A 15,720-nucleotide genomic window follows, 5' to 3' on the forward strand; every position below is an offset into this window, starting at 1 on the left:
CCGCCGTTGAGAATTCGTCGTTCGCCTTACTCGGACGCGGGCGCGCCCTCGGCGAGTTCGACATAGGCCTTCTTGCGGGGGCTGGAAGTGCCCACGAAGCGGCCCAGGCGCTTGGTCCGGCTGGGGATCCGCACGGTGCGGATGGCCTTCACCTTGGACTGGAGCAGGAGCTCCACAGCTTCCTGGATCTGGTGCTTGGTGGCCCAGGTGGCCACCTCGAACACCTGGATGTTCTTTTCGCGCAGGATCTGACCCTTCTCGGTGAGGAGGGGCTTGCGGATCACGTCAAAGATCTTGGTCATGGCTTCACAACCTCCTGGAGGGCCAGGACGGCTTCCTTGGAGAAGATCACCTGGTCGTACTTGAGGAGCTCATAGACGTTGACGCCCAGGCTCTCGACGGTCTGCAGCTTGGGGTTGTTGCCGGCGGCCTGCGTGAGCTTCTCGCTGGCCTCGGTGCCGACCAGAAGGGCGGAACCGGTGACGCCGAGCTTGCCCAGCGTCTGAACCAGGGCCTTGGTCTTGTGGGATGCGACATCCCAGTTCTCGACCACGAGGATCTGGCCATTGGCGAGCTTGGCGGACAGCGCGTTGCGCAGGGCGGCGCGCCGGGCCTTCTTGGGGAAGGCGTAATCGTAGGAGCGGGGGTGGGGACCGTGGACCGTGCCACCGCCCTTCCACAGCGGGCTGCGGATGGAGCCGACGCGGGCGCGGCCGGTGCCCTTCTGCTTCCAGAGCTTCTTGCCGGAGCCGCTGACTTCCCACTTGTCCTTGGTCTTGGCCGTGCCAGAGCGGCGCTTGGCCAGGAAGTGGCGGACCGCTTCCCAGATCAGGTGCTGGTTCAGCTCTTCGAGCTTGAAGACCTCGGGCAGCAGGTCGACGGTGCCAGCGGGCTTGTTCTCGAGGTTGACGACGGGGTGCTGGAACGCTGCCATCTTAGGCCTCCTGCTTGATGACGATGTACCCACCCTTGGGGCCGGGGACGGCGCCCTTGATGAGCAGCAGGTTGTTCTCGACATCCACCTTCGCGATTTCCAGGTTGCGCACCGTCACCTGGGCGTCGCCCATGTGGCCGGCCATGCGCATGCCCGGGAAGACGCGGCTGGGGTAGCTGGACTGGCCGATGGAGCCAGGCGCGCGGTGGAACATGGAGCCGTGGGTCGCGCGGCCGCCAGCGAAGTGGTGCCGCTTGATGACGCCCGCGAAGCCCTTGCCCTTGCTGATGCCAGTGACGTTGACCTTGGTCTTCGCCTCGAAGGCGCTGGCCAGGACGCTGTCGCCAGGCTTGGCGGCGTCGGAGGCATCCACCTTGATCTCGCGGAGCACGCGCACAGGCGCGACACCCTGCTTCTCGCAGTGGCCCTTTTCGGCCTTGGAGGCGCGCTTGCCGCCGTTGGGATCCACGAAGCCGATCTGCACGGCCTCGTAGCCGTCCTTGGCGGAGGTCTTGCGCTGCACGACCACGCAGGGACCGGCCTGGATGACGGTCACGGGGACGATCTGTCCCTGTTCATTGAAGATCTGGGTCATCCCCAGCTTCTTGCCGATGATTCCTTTGGACATGTTTTCTCCCCCCTCTACCGGTTGCCCTGACGGCTGAAGACCTTGATCTCCACGTCGACGCCAGCAGGCAGGTCGAGACGCATGAGCGTGTCCACGGTGTTCTGAGTCGGATTCAGGATGTCGAGCAGCCGCTTGTGCGTGCGGATCTCGAACTGGTCCCGGCTCTTCTTGTCCACGTGGGGGGAACGGTTCACGGTGTACTTGTTCGTCCGGGTGGGCAAGGGAATCGGTCCCGCCACCTGGGCGCCCGTGCGCTTGGCGGTGTCCACGATCTCACGGGTGCTCTGATCGAGCAGACGGTGGTCGAAGGCACGCAAACGGATGCGGATGTTGTCTTTCATGCTCACTCCATTGGGACGCTGAACGTCCATAGACGTGGGGCGCTGACCGCCCATGTAAATCCGTCCCAACGACAGGGACAGGGCTGATCAGCATAACAAAAGCCGCTGGAAAATCAACGGCTATTTGAGAGAACGCACGACCTCCCGGAGGAGGAAGCGGTGGATCAGGAGGCCCGGCAACCCGAAGGTTCGAAGAACGGCCTCACCCCGAGAGGGGCTAGAAAAGCAGGTAAAGCAGAAATGACTGGTATTGCTTGCTGCGAGGACCGGCTTCGCCGGACCGAGCAGCGGGGGTGCGGGGTGTGCGCGCAGCGCGGAACCCCCGCTACGCTACTTGGCGCCCTTGACCTTGGCGACGATTTCTTCCGCCACGTTCCGGGGGGCTTCCTCGTAGTGCGAGAACTGCATGGTGTAGTTGCCGCGGCCCTGGGTCATGCCGCGCAGCGTCGTCGAGTAGGCGAACATCTCGGCGAGGGGCACCTTGGCGGTGACCACCTTGGAGCCGGCCCGGTCCTCCATGTTCTCGATGCGGCCACGGCGGCTGTTCAGGTTGCCGATGACATCACCCATGTAGTCCTCGGGGACCACGACCTCGACGGCCATGATGGGCTCGAGGATCACGGGAGAGGCCTTCTCGCAGCCCGCCTTGAAGCCCATCGAACCGGCAATCTTGAACGCCATTTCGTTGGAGTCCACGTCGTGGTAGCTGCCGTCGTAGATGGTGACCTTGATGTCGACGCAGGGATAGCCCGCGAGGACGCCGGACTGCATGGCTTCCTGGATGCCCTGGTCGGTGGGCTTGATGTATTCCTTGGGAACCACACCGCCCTTGATGTCGTTGACGAACTCGTAGCCCTTGCCGGCTTCGTTGGGCTCGATGATGAGCTTGACGTGGCCGTACTGACCGCGTCCGCCGGACTGACGCACGAACTTGCCTTCGGCTTCCACCCGCTTCCGGATGGTTTCGCGGTAGGCCACCATGGGCTTGCCCACGTTGGCTTCCACCTTGAACTCGCGCATCATGCGATCGACGATGATCTCGAGGTGCAGCTCGCCCATGCCGGCGATGATGGTCTGGTTGGTTTCGGGATCGGTCTTCACCTTGAAGGTGGGATCTTCCTGGGCCAGGCGGCTCAGGGCCACGCCCATCTTCTCCTGGTCGGCCTTGGTCTTGGGTTCGATGGCCACCTGGATCACGGGATCCGGGAAGTCCATGGACTCGAGGATCACGGGATGGTTCTCGTCGCAGATGGTCTGGCCGGTGAGGACGTCCTTGAGGCCCACAGCCGCGCCGATGTCGCCCGTGCGGACTTCTTCGATGTCCTCGCGCTTGTTGGCGTGCATCTGCAGAAGGCGCCCGATGCGCTCACGGCGGCCCTTGGCGGGGTTGTAGACGCCCGAGCCCGCGGCCAGCACGCCGGAGTAGACGCGCAGGAAGGCCAGCGAACCCACGAAGGGATCGGCCATGATCTTGAAGATGAGGGCACTGAAGGGCTCGCTGTCGTCGGCCTTGCGGGCCACCTCGTTGCCGTCAGGATCGACGCCGGTGATGGCGGCGATGTCGAGGGGCGAGGGCATGTAGCTCACCACCGCGTCGAGCATGGGCTGGACGCCCTTGTTCTTGAAGGCGGAGCCGCACATCATCGGCGTGAACAGGAGCTTGATGCAGCCGGCGCGGATGCCCGTGCGGATTTCGTCCTCGGTCAGCTCTTCGCCGCCCAGGTACTTGTCCATGAGGCTGTCGTCGGTCTCGGCGACCATCTCGACCATCTTCTCGCGCCACTCCTTGGCGGTATCGACGAGATCCGCGGGGATGTCGCCGTAGATGACCTTGAAGCCCTTGTCGCCCTCATCGAAGGTGAGGCCCTTCATGAGCACGAGGTCCACCACGCCCTTGAAGTCCTCTTCGGCGCCGATGGGGATCTGGATGGGCATGGGACGGGCCTTGAGGCGCGTCTGCATCATCTCGACGACACGGAAGAAGTTCGCGCCGGGGCGGTCCATCTTGTTCACGAAGGCCATGCGGGGCACGCCGTACTTGTCGGCCTGGCGCCACACGGTCTCGGACTGGGGTTCGACGCCGCCCACCGCGCAGAACACGGCACAGGCGCCGTCCAGCACGCGCAGGGAGCGCTCCACCTCGGCCGTGAAGTCCACGTGGCCGGGGGTGTCGATGATGTTGATGCGATGCTCCACATCCTTCAGCTTGCCCGTCTGAGGCGTCCAGGCAGCGGTGATGGCGGCGGAGGTGATGGTGATGCCACGCTCCTGCTCCTGCACCATCCAGTCGGTGGTCGCCGCACCCTCATGCACTTCGCCGATCTTGTGGATCTTGCCGGTGTAGTAGAGGATGCGCTCCGTCGTGGTGGTCTTGCCGGCATCGATGTGCGCCATGATGCCGATGTTCCGGTAGCGCTCGAGGGGAGTGTGGCGGGCCACGGCGGCCTCCTGAAAGGGTCAAAACGGAATCGGAGTCGAGAATGCTTCAAAGACCTTCGCGGAAGGAGCCGCCCGGTCGGCGGCTCCTTCCGGTCAGATGAACTGCTACCAGCGGAAGTGCGCGAAGGCCTTGTTGGCTTCGGCCATCTTGTGGACGTCGTCCTTCTTCTTGATCGCGGCGCCGCGGAAGTTCATGGCGTCGAGGATCTCGCCGGCCAGCTTGTCGCGCATGGTGCGCTCGCCGCGGGAGGCGGAGTAGAGCTTCAGCCAGCGCATGGCCAGGGACTGGCGGCGGTTCTGGGGAACCTCCACGGGCACCTGGTAGGTGGCGCCGCCCACGCGGCGGGACTTGACTTCCACCGAGGGCTTGATGTTGTTGAGGGCCTTCTGGAAGGCCTCCAGCGCCTCTTCGCCGCTCTTCTTGGCGACGATTTCGAGTGCTCCGTAGAGGATGCGCTCGGCGGTGGCCTTCTTGCCGCGCTCCATGAGGATGTTCACGAACTTGGAGACGACGAGGCTGTTGTAGACGGGATCCGGGAGGATCTCACGCTTGGCGGGTGCATTGCGACGGGCCATGTTTTACCTCCCCTACTTCTTCTTGGCGGGCGCAGCGCCAGCCTTGGGGCGCTTGGCGCCGTACTTGGAACGGGACTGGTTGCGGCCCGCGACGCCGGTGGCGTCCAGGGTGCCGCGCACCACGTGATAGCGCACGCCCGGCAGATCCTTCACACGGCCGCCGCGGATGAGCACGATGCTGTGCTCCTGCAGGTTGTGGCCGACGCCCGGGATGTAGGTCGTGCACTCGATGCCGTTGGTGAGGCGCACGCGGGCCACCTTGCGGAGGGCCGAGTTCGGCTTCTTCGGCGTGGTGGTGAACACGCGGGTGCACACGCCGCGCTTCTGCGGGCAGGCGTCGAGCGCGGGGCTCTTGGTCTTGTTCTGGAACGTCTTCCGCCCGTGGCGGATCAGCTGATTGATGGTAGGCACACCATCCTCCAAGGAAGGCGCCGGTGGATCCGGGCCTGGGCCCGAGAGGTTCCGTCGAGGCTTCGGGGAACATCGGACAGATGAAAACCTTCTCCGACCCACAGGGCCGGAACCATCTAGGCTATCGGAATGACCCTGAAAGTCAACGCATCAAGTGCGAATTGAAGCGGAGGTCACGCCGCGCTCACCCGGCGCCTCACCCAGCAATGGGACATCCGCAGCCGCCGGCCGCGCAGCCGTGCCCGCCCTTGGGTGCCTCGGTCTTGGAAGACGCGGCCGCCGCGGGTTCGGAAGCCGCGCCCTTGTACCAGCCGCCGCCCGTCAGCGCGAAGGCGGACACGGAGACCTGGCGCTTCATGCCCTCGCCGGCGCCGCAGGCCGCGCAGGCGTGCGCCAGGGGCGCCGACAGGCTCTCCAGCTTCTCTTCAGACTGGCCGCAAGCTTCACAACGGTACTCGTAGAGGGGCATGGCAGACTTCTCCTGGGAATCGTCCCCGAACCGATGATTTTATCCAGGTCCTTCGATGCCGTCACCGACCCGTTTCTTCCAAAGCCCTGAAGCTTTTCTCGCGGCCGTTCCCCGCCCGCGGGTCCTCTGCTTCACCAATGGCTGCTTCGACCTGATCCATCCCGGGCACGTGCAGTACCTGGCCGATGCCCGCGCCCTCGGCGATTTCCTCGTGGTTGGCCTCAACAGCGACGCTTCGGTGGCCCGCCTCAAGGGCCCCTCGCGGCCACTCCAGGACGAGGCGGCCCGGGCCGCCATCTTGCTGGGTCTGCGAAGCGTGGATGCCGTCGTGCGCTTCGACGAGGACACGCCCTTCGAACTCATCAGCGCCCTCCAGCCCGATGTGCTGGTGAAGGGCGGCGACTACACACCGGAAACCGTGGTGGGACGCGACCTCGTGGAAGCCCGCGGCGGCAGGCTCGTCCTCATCCCCTTCCTGCCCGGCCACAGCACCTCGCGCATCGAAGCGCGAATCCGCAGCGGGCGCGGCGTCACGCTGGAATAGCAGGGGAGCTAGACCCTTTGGATGACGCGGCGATGACGGGAATTCGCTAGCCTGGGCTGGGCTTGCTGTTCCATGAGCCCCGCTTTCTTCGGAGGTCCCATGCGTATCGCACTCGCCATCACCCTCGCCCTCACGGGCGCGGTCCTTCCCGCCCAGGACATCACGGGCGGCCTGCACACCGGCCTGTCCCTGCCCGTCGGCGATCTGAAGGACAAGACGGATTTCGGCACCAACCAGTTCTTCGGCGCCCACATCGGCGGCCACCTGGACTTCAACATCACCTCCCACCACGAAGTCCGGGGCCAGCTGACCTACCACAACCTGCCGGGCTCCGGCTGGGGCGGCCCCGACGACGTCAAGAACGACATCAAGATCCTGCAGATCGGCGCCGACTGGGTCTACCACTTCCAAAGCCCGAACATGGGCTGGTACACCATCGCCGGTGCGTCGCTGAACAGCGTCAAGGACGACTACAGCGCGAACAGCTTCAGCGGCAGCAGCTCCCAGAGCGGCAAGCTGGGCGTGCGCGGCGGGGGCGGCTTCACCTTCAACCGCACCTTCTCACTGGAAGGCACCCTGAACCAGGTCTTCGTGGACAAGCACGGCAGTGACGGCCTCGGCTTCGACACGGCCACCTGGGCCCAGGTGAGCGCGGTGTTCCGCTTCGGCCGATAAGGCCTGCTTCACCCATGAAAACGGGCCGCGAACGCGGCCCGTTTTCATGCAACAGGAAAAGACTAGAGCAGGGGAGACAGCAGCTGCCAGTACTTGGGCAGGGGCCAGAGGTCGGCGTCGCAGGCCTCTTCGAGGCGGTCCAGCACTTCGCGGAGCGCGTGCTTGGACTCGTTCACCTGGTTGCCGAAGGCCTCCGTGCGGGCGTGGTTGTCCTCCATGGCCTCGGCGGCGAGGAGAGCCTCCTTCATCGCAGCCAGGCGCACCTGCGCTTCGCCGGCCAGGGTGGCCTGGGCCTGCAGCGCGGCCTTCAGGGGCTCGGGCACAGTCACGCCGGCGGCGGCCAGCTTGGCCAGGCTGTTGGCGCGGGCGCCGAGATCCGCCGTGATGGAGGGCAGGATCTGGGTTTCCGCCATCTGGCGCAGCACCTGGGTCTCGATGGCGATGGCCTTCTGGTACTGCTCGTGGCGGATGTGGAGGCGGGATTCCAGCTCGCCTTCGGACAGGATGCCCGCCTTCGAGAAGACGGCCTTGGCGGCGGCGCCCTCCCAGATGTGCAGCGCGGCCACGGTGTCCTTGGCGTGGGGCAGCCCGCGGCGCTCGGCCTCCTGCTTCCACTCATCGGAGTAGCCGTTGCCCTCGAAACGGATGGCCTTGGTTTCGATGATGGCCTGACGCACGACGGCCATGACGGCGGCCTTGTGCTCCTTGCCCGACTTGATCTCCGCATCCAGCTTGGCGTTGAGGCCTTCGAGCGCCTCGGCCACGGCGGCGTTGATCACCGTCAGCGGCAGGGCGATGGGCTGGCTGGAGCCCACGGCGCGGAACTCGAACTTGTTGCCCGTGAAGGCGAAGGGGCTCGTGCGGTTGCGGTCCGTGGCGTCCTTCTCGATGCGCGGCAGGTTGCCGATGCCCAGATCGAGGATGCGCTGGGTGGAGGCGTCCGCGGCGTCGCCCTTTTCGATGGCGTCGAGGATGTGGTTCAGCTGGGCGCCGAGGAAGGCCGACATGATGGCGGGCGGCGCCTCGTTCGCGCCGAGGCGGTGGTCGTTGCCGGCGCTGGCGATGGCGGCGCGCAGCAGGCCGCCGTGGGTGTGGATGGCTTTCAGCGTGGCGCTGAGGAAGTAGAGGAACTGCAGGTTCTCCTCGGGCGTCTGGCCGGGCTCCAGCAGGTTCTGGCCCTCGTCGGTCGCCAGGCTCCAGTTCACGTGCTTGCCGCTGCCGTTGACGCCGGCGAAGGGCTTCTCGTGCAGGAGGATGGCGAGGCTGTGGCGCTCGCCCACGGACTTGAGGATCTCCATGAGCAGCTGGTTGTGGTCGCTGGCCAGGTTCGCGGCCTCATAGATGGGCGCGATCTCGAACTGGTTGGGCGCCACTTCGTTGTGGCGGGTCTTGGCGGGAATGCCCAGCTTGAAGCACTCCAGCTCGACTTCCTGCATGAAGCCGAGGACGCGCTCCTTGATGCTGCCGAAGTAGTGGTCCTCCAGCTCCTGGCCCTTGGGGGGCTTGGCGCCCTGCAGGGTGCGGTTGGCGAACATGAGGTCGGGGCGCTGCTGGGCCAGGTCCAGATCCACCGCGAAGTATTCCTGCTCGGGGCCGCACTGGGCCACGACGGCCTCGGCGTTCACGCCGAAGTGCTTGAGGGCGTCCTTGGCGCGTTCCGACAGCACGCCCATGGAGCGCAGGAGGGGCACCTTGTGGTCCAGCGCCTCGCCGTGGTAGCCCACGAAGGCGGTGGGGATGCAAAGCGTCTTGCCCAGGGGACCTTCCATCAGGAAGGCCGGGCTGGCGGGATCCCAGGCCGTGTAGCCGCGGGCCTCGAAGGTGGCGCGCAGGCCGCCGCTGGGGAAGGAACTGGCGTCGGGCTCACCCTGGATGAGCTGGCTGCCGCTGAAGCGCTCGATGACGGTGCCGGGCTCGTCCCAGGTGATGAAGGCGTCATGCTTTTCGGCGGTGGCGCCGGTCATGGGCAGGAACCAGTGGGTGAAATGGGTGCAACCCTGCTCGAGGGCCCATTCCTTCATGGCGAGCGCCACGCTCCGCGCCACTTCGGGGGACAGGGCCTCGCCGCGCTTCAGCGCCTGGCGGTAGGCCTTGTAGACATCTTTCTGCAGCCGTTCGCGCATGGTGCGCTCGCTGAACGTGTTGCAGCCGAAGTACTGGCTGATCTTGATCTGATCCAGCCGTGAGATGCTGGATGTGTCTGGCGCCTGCGCCTTGGCCATGAGTCCCCCCTGAGGATGAGAAAGCATGAATCCAGATACACGAGTGCCGATGTCCGCCCCTGGGGGGCAGCCATCGGATTCCCATGTCCTGGACCCTGTGATCCGTCCCCAGGATAACGCAAAGCCGCTTGTGGCGACAGGATTTGATGCTTGTCAACGGGCCCTTTTCCTTCTCGGAAACCTCCAACGTCACCAGCAAGGCCTGCCGCGGGCCGCGGCCCTGGCCTGGGAGCGGGCGGCCTTCTGCGAGGTCTTCGATCACCCCGAGCCGGGACAGCGCATCCGCCGCTTTCTGGAGAAGGCATAGACTATGAGCATGGATTTGACCGCCCCCTACGTCCCCGACCTTGAAAGCATTCCCGCCGGCATCGATCTGGTGGCCGAGATCCGGCGCCTCAAAGCCGAACGGAAGGCCGTGCTGCTCGCCCACTACTACCAGGAGCCCGAGATCCAGGATCTGGCGGACTTCGTGGGCGACAGCCTGCAGCTCAGCCAGCAGGCCGCCAAGGCCGACGCCGATGTCATTGCCTTCTGCGGTGTCCATTTCATGGCCGAGACCGCCAAGATCCTCAATCCGACGAAGACCGTCGTCATCCCCGACATGGACGCCGGCTGCAGCCTCGCGGACCGCTGCCCCGCGGATTATTTCGCCGAGTGGCTGAAGCAGTACCCCGATCACGACGTGGTGAGCTACATCAACTGCTCAGCTGGCGTGAAGGCGCTGAGCACCGTCATCTGCACCAGCAGCAACGCCGTGCGCGTGGTGGAGAGCCTGCCGAAGGATCGCAAGATCGTCTTCGCCCCCGACCGCCACCTGGGCAAGTGGGTGATGAAGCAGACGGGCCGGGACATGGTGCTCTTCCCGGGTTTCTGCATCGTGCACGAGCAGTTCACGGCCAAGCGCCTGGCGGCCCTCAAGGCCCAGCACCCTGAGGCCAAGCTCATCGCCCACCCCGAATGCGACGCCACCGTGAGCCAGTTGGCGGATTTCGTGGGATCCACGGCGGCCCTGCTGAACTACGTCGCCAAGGACAGCGCCAAGGCCTTCATCGTGGCGACAGAAGCCGGCATCCTCCACCAGATGCACCAGCGGCGCCCCGAGGCCGAGCTCATCCCCGCGCCAGCCGACAGCGGCTGCAACTGCAGCCTCTGCCCCTACATGAAGCTGAACAGCCTGGAGAAGCTCTACCTGAGCCTGCGCGACCTGAAGCCCGAGATCCGCCTGGACGAGGCGACGCGGCTGCGGGCCCTCAAGCCCCTGGAGCGCATGCTGGCCCTGGGCTGATCTCCTCTTCCCAGATCGGACGCGGACGTTAAGCTGGCAGGATCCCTCCGAGCTGCCATGTACCGCCATCGCACGTCCCGATACCGAATCCTGCGTCCGGGCTCCCGCGGCCCTGGCCGATGGCTGCGCCTGGAGCAGCGGGGCGGCCTGCTGCTGCTGGGCCTGGCCGGCCTGGTGATGGCGGCCCTGCTGGTCATGGCCCCCACCATCTACCGGCGCGAATTCCTCCTCAATTCCAGCCAGGAATTCATGAACACCCACTGGGCGGACTTCGAGGCCGTCGAGCGGCACTGGAAGAGCCTGCCCATCCTCCAGACCGTCAAGACGGGCGAAGAACCGGACGTGCGTCGCTTCCTCGCCAACCAGCCCCTGGTGGTGGCCCTCCTGGACCGCTTCGAAGGCCGCCGGCTCTGGCTTCGCCGCGGGGATCGTCTGGTGCCGCCCGAGGATCCCGCCCTGTCCCAGCTCTACCTCGGCTGGCTCTCCCACGCGGAGATGGCCCAGCGCTTCGAGTGGAACCCCTCCAAGAACCTGGATCCGGATTACGGCCGCGTCGCCACCATCGTCCTCCTCTCGGATCGCTGGCTCGTCATCAAGCGCTGGAAGCCCGGATCGCCCGAGGTTGAGCAGGAGCTCAACCTGGCGGCGAACCCGCCCCTTAGCCTGAGGGTGGGACTGATGCGGGAGGACGACGCAGGGCGCTCGGACCTGCAGGCCCAGGACTGGGGCAAGGCGCCCCACCTTCAGGCCGATCCGGCCCGCCTGGTGGATTACGGCCTGTCCAGCGTCGTGAAGACCAACGCCTTCGGCGATGGCTGGAACCTCGCGGGCATCGCCTTCGTGGACCAGGAGAAGGCCTACCGCACCAACCTCAAGCTCCGGATGCGGACTGCCAACGCCATCTCCGTCGTGGTCGGGCTGGCCATCGCGCTGGGGCTGTGGATGCGCTACCGCTCGCGGAAGCGAGCCATCCTTGATGCGGACCGCCTGGCCGCCATGACCCACAGCCTGAAGACGCCCCTCGCCATCCTGAAGTTCCGCTGCGACTCCCTGCGCCTGGGCCGGCTCAGTCCGGACCGGGCCGACGAGGAGCTGCTGAAGATCGGCGAAGAGGTGGACCATCTCACCACCCTCATCGAAAGCAGCCTGCGGGTCATCCGTGGCGGCGGGCCCTCGGGGCCGCGCGGCCAGGCCACCCAGGCCTGGTTCCAGGAAGTGGCCGAGGACCTGCGGCCGGGCTTCGAACTGGAGAACCGCGACCTGGACCTCCGCCTTGCCGCCGAGGCCGGCCACGCGCCCCTTTCCTCCCTGCGCTCGGCGGTGCTCACCCTCCTGGAAAACGCCCTAGGCCACGGCCGGGGCCGGGTCACCCTGGAGACCTGGCGGAACCGGCGGCGCTTCTGCATCCAGGTGAGCGACGAAGGCGAGGGCCTGGAGCCCCACCAGCTCAAGGCCCTGGGCAAGCCCTTCCAGCGCCTGCGTGAAGTGGGCAAGGAGGGCTTCCAGCGGGAGGGGCTGGGCCTCGGCCTGAGCCTGCTCATCCAGGTGGCCGAACAGGAGGGCTGGGGCCTCAGCTTCGCCTCCGCGCCCGGAGAAGGTTTCTCGGCCCGGCTCGAAATCCCCGCGGCCTAGGGCGATGACCCCACAGGGCCACGCCGCCTGGAAATAGCCGCGAACCCCGTTCCAGGCTTGGGAACAATTCGAAAAATAATCTTGTATTCCCAAGTTAAGGTCGCCATGGTGAACCAACTGATCCTTGAGCGAGATTCCGTGACCCACATCCTCGTGGTGGAGGATGAGCCTTCCCTCTGCCAGCTCCTCGTCAACAATCTGAGTTTCGAAGGCTACTCGGTGGAGGCGGCGGGTGATGGTGTGCCGGCCCTGGCGGCCCACGGCGCGCACCGCGCGGACCTGATCGTGCTGGACCTGATGCTGCCCCAAATGGACGGCTTCGAAGTGCTTCGCATCCTGCGGGAGGGCAAGGACGAGGTGCCCGTGCTCATGCTCACGGCCCGCGGCGATGAGGCGGATCGCGTGCAGGGGCTGAGCCTGGGAGCCGATGACTACCTCGTCAAGCCATTCTCGGTGCTCGAACTCATCGCCCGCGTGAAGGCGATCCTCCGCCGCACGCGCCCCGTGGACCGCCCGCCCCTGCTGCGTTCGGGGCCCTTCCGGTTCGACCTGCCCAGGCTCGAGGCGCGCCGCGACGGCCGCCCGCTGGAACTCACCCCCCGGGAGTTCCGCCTGCTGGAGATCCTCATCACCCACCCGGGCCGCACCCACAGCCGCAAGGAACTGCTGCAGCTGGCCTGGGAGCAGGATGCCCGCCCCAGCGCGCGCACGGTGGACGTCCACATCGCCAACCTGCGCCGCAAGCTCGGCGAGGAGTTGGGCTCGCCCTGGATCGCCACCGTGGGCGGCGAAGGCTACCGCTGGATCACGCAGGTCGAACCCGCGTCCAAATGATTATCCGGGGGTCCCCCTCGAAACGCATGCGTTTCGAGGATCTAGGGTCGCGCTTCGCGCACACCCCCGGAGCCCCCGCGCGGGTCCTGGCGGAGCCACGATCCGCTTCCAAACGACAATCCGGGAGTCCCGCGCTTCACGCACACCCCCAGAACCCGCTCGAAGTTCGCCCCGAGGTCGGTTCCAGGCCAGAATGGGATCATGACGCCCTGGAACCCCCACAGCTGGCAGCGCTTCCCGGCCCAACAGCAGCCGGTCTACGACAACCCTTCGGAACTCGAAGGCTTTCTCGCGCGCCTGCGCCGCATGCCCCCGCTCGTGGTGCCCGAAGAAGTCGTCCGTCTCCGCTCGCTGCTCGCCGAAGCCGCGGCGGGCCGACGTTTCCTCCTCCAGGGCGGCGACTGCGCCGAGCAGTTCAAGGACTGCACGCCGGAGGCCATCGAAGGCAAGCTGCGGGTGCTCCTGCAGATGTCCGTGGCCCTCACCCACGGGGGGCGCAAGCCCGTCGTGCGCGTGGGACGGATCGCCGGCCAGTTCGCCAAGCCCCGCAGCAAGCCGACGGAGATGGTGCGCGGCCAGGAGCTGCCGAGCTACCGCGGCGACCTCGTCAACGGCCTGGAGGCCGATCCCGCCGCAAGGCGCCCCGATCCGGGCCGCATGCTGGAGGCCTACTTCCACGCCTCGGCCACGTTGAACCACCTGCGAGCCCTCACGGCCGGCGGGTTCGCGGACCTGCACCACCCCGAGCGCTGGGAACTGCCCGGCGGTAGCGGCGAGGTGCCCGCCTACCGCCGCACCCTCGATCAGGTGCGGGAATCCCTCGATTTCCTGGAGGCCCTCGGCGGCGTCCAGCGGGACGTGCTCGAGCGCATCGACTTCTTCACCAGCCACGAGGCCCTGCTGCTGCCCTACGAAGAGGCCCTCACCCGCTGGATCGGCGAGGACGCCAGCTACTACAACCTGGGGGCCCACACCCTTTGGGTGGGCGAGCGCACCCGCCAGCTGGACGGCGCCCACGTCGAATACCTGCGCGGCATCCGCAATCCCATCGGCGTGAAGGTCGGCCCCAGCGCCAACCCCGACCACCTGGCCCAACTGCTGGATCGCCTCGATCCCCAGCGGGAGCCCGGGCGCATCACCCTCATCTCGCGCTTCGGCGCCGCGAAGATCCGCGAGGCCCTGCCGCCCCTTCTGAAGGCCGTCCAGGCCACGGATCACCCGGTGCTGTGGAGCTGCGACCCCATGCACGGCAACGGCACGGAAAGCGCCGCGGGCCTGAAGACCCGCGAGTTCGGCGCCATCCTTTCGGAACTGCGCCAGGCCTTCGAGATCCACCGCGCCCACGGATCCCACCTCGGCGGTGTCCACATCGAACTCACGGGGGAGGCCGTCACCGAATGCACCGGCGGCACCGAAGGGCTGTCCGAGGAGGATCTCGCCAAGGCCTACGAAACCGGCTGCGATCCGCGCCTCAACGGCACCCAAAGCCTGGAGATGGCCTTCCTGATCGCCGAGATGATGCGGGGCTGAAACCGGTTTTAAACCAAACGACCCGTTGGCGGATCGATTGATGCGTTGTGGAGGTCTCATGCGTCGATGGATCACGGCCCTCAGCCTGGTGTGCCTCGCAGCCTGTGGCGGGGGGGGCGGCAGCTCCTCCACCCCGCCTCCCCCGCCGCCCTCGGATCCCTGGGCCACCGTGACATCGGCCATCCAAACCGCCCAAAGCCAGTTTCCCAACGGATTGTGTGTGGAGGTCGCCAGCCCCGCCGGGGTGGTCTACTCCCGGGGCTTCGGCGGATTCACCAACCAGGATTCGGTGCTCGTCGCCTCAGCCTCGAAATGGGTCAGCAGCACGGTGATCCTGCGTCTGGTGCATGCGGGCGCCTTCCCCCACGGCCTGGACACCCAGACCAAGGAACTGCTCGTGGATGGCAACGGCGCCCCCTGGACCGGCAACATGGGCGAGATCTCCCTGCGCCACCTGCTCAGCTTTACGTCGGGCATCAGCGGGGACGACAACGCTTCGGAAAACGTGCTCATCACCCTCGATGCGGCCGTGAAGCGCATCTACGCCGACTTCGCCGCCTCGGCCTCGGTGCCGGGCAGCTACTTCTACTACGGCAACACCCACCTGCGCATCGCCGCCCGCATGGCCGAGGTGGCCACGGGGAAGAAGTGGGCGCAGATCTTCGCCGAGCAGCTGCACGATCCCCTCGGCTGGTCCGCCACGAGCATCTACAGCGGCGGCGGCCCCAATCCCAACCCGGCCGGTGGCCTGAAGTGCACGGGCCTCGAGTACATGCGCTTCGTGATGATGCAGCTGCGGGGCGGATTGGACGGCACCCAGGTGATCCTCACGCCGGACATGGTGGCGGCCCAGCGCACCGATGGATACGATGCCGGCACCACCCTCGCCTACAGCCCCTACTACGACAAGATCGGGAAGACCTACCACTACGCCCTGGGCAACTGGCTGGAGACCGCCGGTGGCGGCGGCCCCACGGCCAGCGATCCCGTCATCCGCTACTCCAGCACCGGCACCTTCGGATGGGCCCCCTGGGTGACGGCCGACAGCGCTTACGGCGGCATCATCATGACTCAGCAGCCCCTCGAGGGCGACACGGTGCCCTCGGAGAACCTGAAGAACCAGCTGGACCCCCTCATCCGGGCCGCCCTGGCCCAGCATCCGCCGGTGATCCGCACTGTTCCCTGAGACCGTCTACTGCA

The 15,720-nt window shown here is 66.5% G+C and carries 16 protein-coding genes; 7 read left to right on the plus strand and 9 right to left on the minus strand.

Going from position 1 to position 15,720, the window contains the following annotated elements; translation table 11 throughout:
* Positions 1-26 precede the first annotated feature (26 nt).
* The 8 genes from QSJ34_RS15150 to QSJ34_RS15185 all read right to left on the minus strand — a co-directional run bounded on the left by QSJ34_RS15150 (position 27) and on the right by QSJ34_RS15185 (position 5,798).
* Complete coding sequence (locus tag QSJ34_RS15150) at positions 27-302, minus strand: 50S ribosomal protein L23 (protein ID WP_285576797.1); 276 nt, start codon at positions 300-302, stop codon at positions 27-29.
* Complete coding sequence (gene rplD / locus QSJ34_RS15155) at positions 299-934, minus strand: 50S ribosomal protein L4 (protein WP_285576799.1); 636 nt, start codon at positions 932-934, stop codon at positions 299-301. The genes QSJ34_RS15150 and rplD overlap by 4 nt, the downstream gene beginning before the upstream one ends.
* A gap of 1 nt (position 935) precedes the next feature.
* Complete coding sequence (gene rplC / locus QSJ34_RS15160) at positions 936-1,562, minus strand: 50S ribosomal protein L3 (RefSeq protein WP_285576801.1); 627 nt, start codon at positions 1,560-1,562, stop codon at positions 936-938.
* Positions 1,563-1,576: 14 nt separating this feature from the next.
* The gene (gene rpsJ, locus QSJ34_RS15165; RefSeq protein ID WP_043483643.1) at positions 1,577-1,903 is read right to left on the minus strand and encodes a 30S ribosomal protein S10; all 327 of its coding nucleotides are present in this window, start codon (positions 1,901-1,903) and stop codon (positions 1,577-1,579) included.
* 330 nt (positions 1,904-2,233) lie between these two features.
* Entirely contained in the window at positions 2,234-4,342 is a 2,109-nt protein-coding gene (gene fusA, locus QSJ34_RS15170; RefSeq protein WP_285576803.1) for an elongation factor G, read from the minus strand.
* A gap of 105 nt (positions 4,343-4,447) precedes the next feature.
* The gene (gene rpsG / locus QSJ34_RS15175) at positions 4,448-4,918 is read right to left on the minus strand and encodes a 30S ribosomal protein S7 (protein ID WP_285576805.1); all 471 of its coding nucleotides are present in this window, start codon (positions 4,916-4,918) and stop codon (positions 4,448-4,450) included.
* 12 nt (positions 4,919-4,930) lie between these two features.
* The gene (gene rpsL / locus QSJ34_RS15180) at positions 4,931-5,329 is read right to left on the minus strand and encodes a 30S ribosomal protein S12 (RefSeq protein ID WP_285576807.1); all 399 of its coding nucleotides are present in this window, start codon (positions 5,327-5,329) and stop codon (positions 4,931-4,933) included.
* A gap of 196 nt (positions 5,330-5,525) precedes the next feature.
* Positions 5,526-5,798 carry an FmdB family zinc ribbon protein gene (locus QSJ34_RS15185; RefSeq protein WP_285576809.1) on the minus strand — a complete coding sequence of 91 codons (273 nt, stop codon included), beginning with the start codon at positions 5,796-5,798 and terminating at the stop codon, positions 5,526-5,528.
* Positions 5,799-5,853: 55 nt separating this feature from the next.
* On the opposite strand from QSJ34_RS15185, the gene rfaE2 reads away from it, so the two are divergent.
* Both rfaE2 and QSJ34_RS15195 read left to right on the plus strand, forming a co-directional pair.
* The gene (rfaE2, locus tag QSJ34_RS15190) at positions 5,854-6,342 is read left to right on the plus strand and encodes a D-glycero-beta-D-manno-heptose 1-phosphate adenylyltransferase (RefSeq protein ID WP_285576814.1); all 489 of its coding nucleotides are present in this window, start codon (positions 5,854-5,856) and stop codon (positions 6,340-6,342) included.
* Between the two features lie 99 nt (positions 6,343-6,441).
* The gene (locus QSJ34_RS15195; protein ID WP_285576816.1) at positions 6,442-7,017 is read left to right on the plus strand and encodes an outer membrane beta-barrel protein; all 576 of its coding nucleotides are present in this window, start codon (positions 6,442-6,444) and stop codon (positions 7,015-7,017) included.
* A 62-nt stretch (positions 7,018-7,079) separates the two neighbouring features.
* Here QSJ34_RS15195 and QSJ34_RS15200 read toward each other — a convergent pair whose 3' ends face one another.
* Positions 7,080-9,239: a glutamine synthetase III family protein gene (locus QSJ34_RS15200; RefSeq protein WP_285576818.1), complete on the minus strand. Its 2,160-nt coding sequence runs from the start codon at positions 9,237-9,239 to the stop codon at positions 7,080-7,082.
* Positions 9,240-9,561: 322 nt separating this feature from the next.
* Here QSJ34_RS15200 and nadA point away from each other — a divergent pair, with 322 nt between their 5' ends.
* The 5 genes from nadA (at position 9,562) to QSJ34_RS15225 (ending at position 15,706) form a co-directional block, all read left to right on the plus strand.
* Positions 9,562-10,524, plus strand: coding sequence for a quinolinate synthase NadA (nadA, locus tag QSJ34_RS15205; RefSeq protein WP_420798864.1), 963 nt, complete (start codon positions 9,562-9,564; stop codon positions 10,522-10,524).
* A gap of 57 nt (positions 10,525-10,581) precedes the next feature.
* Positions 10,582-12,156, plus strand: coding sequence for a sensor histidine kinase (locus QSJ34_RS15210; protein ID WP_285576823.1), 1,575 nt, complete (start codon positions 10,582-10,584; stop codon positions 12,154-12,156).
* A gap of 138 nt (positions 12,157-12,294) precedes the next feature.
* The gene (locus QSJ34_RS15215; protein ID WP_285576825.1) at positions 12,295-12,990 is read left to right on the plus strand and encodes a response regulator transcription factor; all 696 of its coding nucleotides are present in this window, start codon (positions 12,295-12,297) and stop codon (positions 12,988-12,990) included.
* 201 nt (positions 12,991-13,191) lie between these two features.
* Complete coding sequence (locus QSJ34_RS15220; RefSeq protein ID WP_285576827.1) at positions 13,192-14,520, plus strand: class II 3-deoxy-7-phosphoheptulonate synthase; 1,329 nt, start codon at positions 13,192-13,194, stop codon at positions 14,518-14,520.
* A gap of 58 nt (positions 14,521-14,578) precedes the next feature.
* Positions 14,579-15,706: a serine hydrolase domain-containing protein gene (locus tag QSJ34_RS15225; protein WP_285576829.1), complete on the plus strand. Its 1,128-nt coding sequence runs from the start codon at positions 14,579-14,581 to the stop codon at positions 15,704-15,706.
* Positions 15,707-15,720: the final 14 nt, after the last annotated feature.

Source organism: Geothrix limicola (genome assembly GCF_030268085.1).
GTDB classification, from domain to species: domain Bacteria; phylum Acidobacteriota; class Holophagae; order Holophagales; family Holophagaceae; genus Geothrix; species Geothrix limicola.

Bases quoted from the DNA above. Each gene is read 5' to 3' on its own strand.
- rpsG (WP_285576805.1), bottom strand. From the start codon at position 4,918: ATGGCCCGTCGCAATGCACCCGCCAAGCGTGAGATCCTCCCGGATCCC.
- QSJ34_RS15200 (WP_285576818.1), bottom strand. From the start codon at position 9,239: ATGGCCAAGGCGCAGGCGCCAGACACATCCAGCATCTCACGGCTGGAT.
- rplC (WP_285576801.1), bottom strand. From the start codon at position 1,562: ATGTCCAAAGGAATCATCGGCAAGAAGCTGGGGATGACCCAGATCTTC.
- QSJ34_RS15225 (WP_285576829.1), top strand. From the start codon at position 14,579: ATGCGTCGATGGATCACGGCCCTCAGCCTGGTGTGCCTCGCAGCCTGT.
- rpsJ (WP_043483643.1), bottom strand. From the start codon at position 1,903: ATGAAAGACAACATCCGCATCCGTTTGCGTGCCTTCGACCACCGTCTG.
- rfaE2 (WP_285576814.1), top strand. From the start codon at position 5,854: ATGCCGTCACCGACCCGTTTCTTCCAAAGCCCTGAAGCTTTTCTCGCG.
- rplD (WP_285576799.1), bottom strand. From the start codon at position 934: ATGGCAGCGTTCCAGCACCCCGTCGTCAACCTCGAGAACAAGCCCGCT.
- QSJ34_RS15195 (WP_285576816.1), top strand. From the start codon at position 6,442: ATGCGTATCGCACTCGCCATCACCCTCGCCCTCACGGGCGCGGTCCTT.
- QSJ34_RS15220 (WP_285576827.1), top strand. From the start codon at position 13,192: ATGACGCCCTGGAACCCCCACAGCTGGCAGCGCTTCCCGGCCCAACAG.
- QSJ34_RS15210 (WP_285576823.1), top strand. From the start codon at position 10,582: ATGTACCGCCATCGCACGTCCCGATACCGAATCCTGCGTCCGGGCTCC.
- QSJ34_RS15185 (WP_285576809.1), bottom strand. From the start codon at position 5,798: ATGCCCCTCTACGAGTACCGTTGTGAAGCTTGCGGCCAGTCTGAAGAG.
- QSJ34_RS15150 (WP_285576797.1), bottom strand. From the start codon at position 302: ATGACCAAGATCTTTGACGTGATCCGCAAGCCCCTCCTCACCGAGAAG.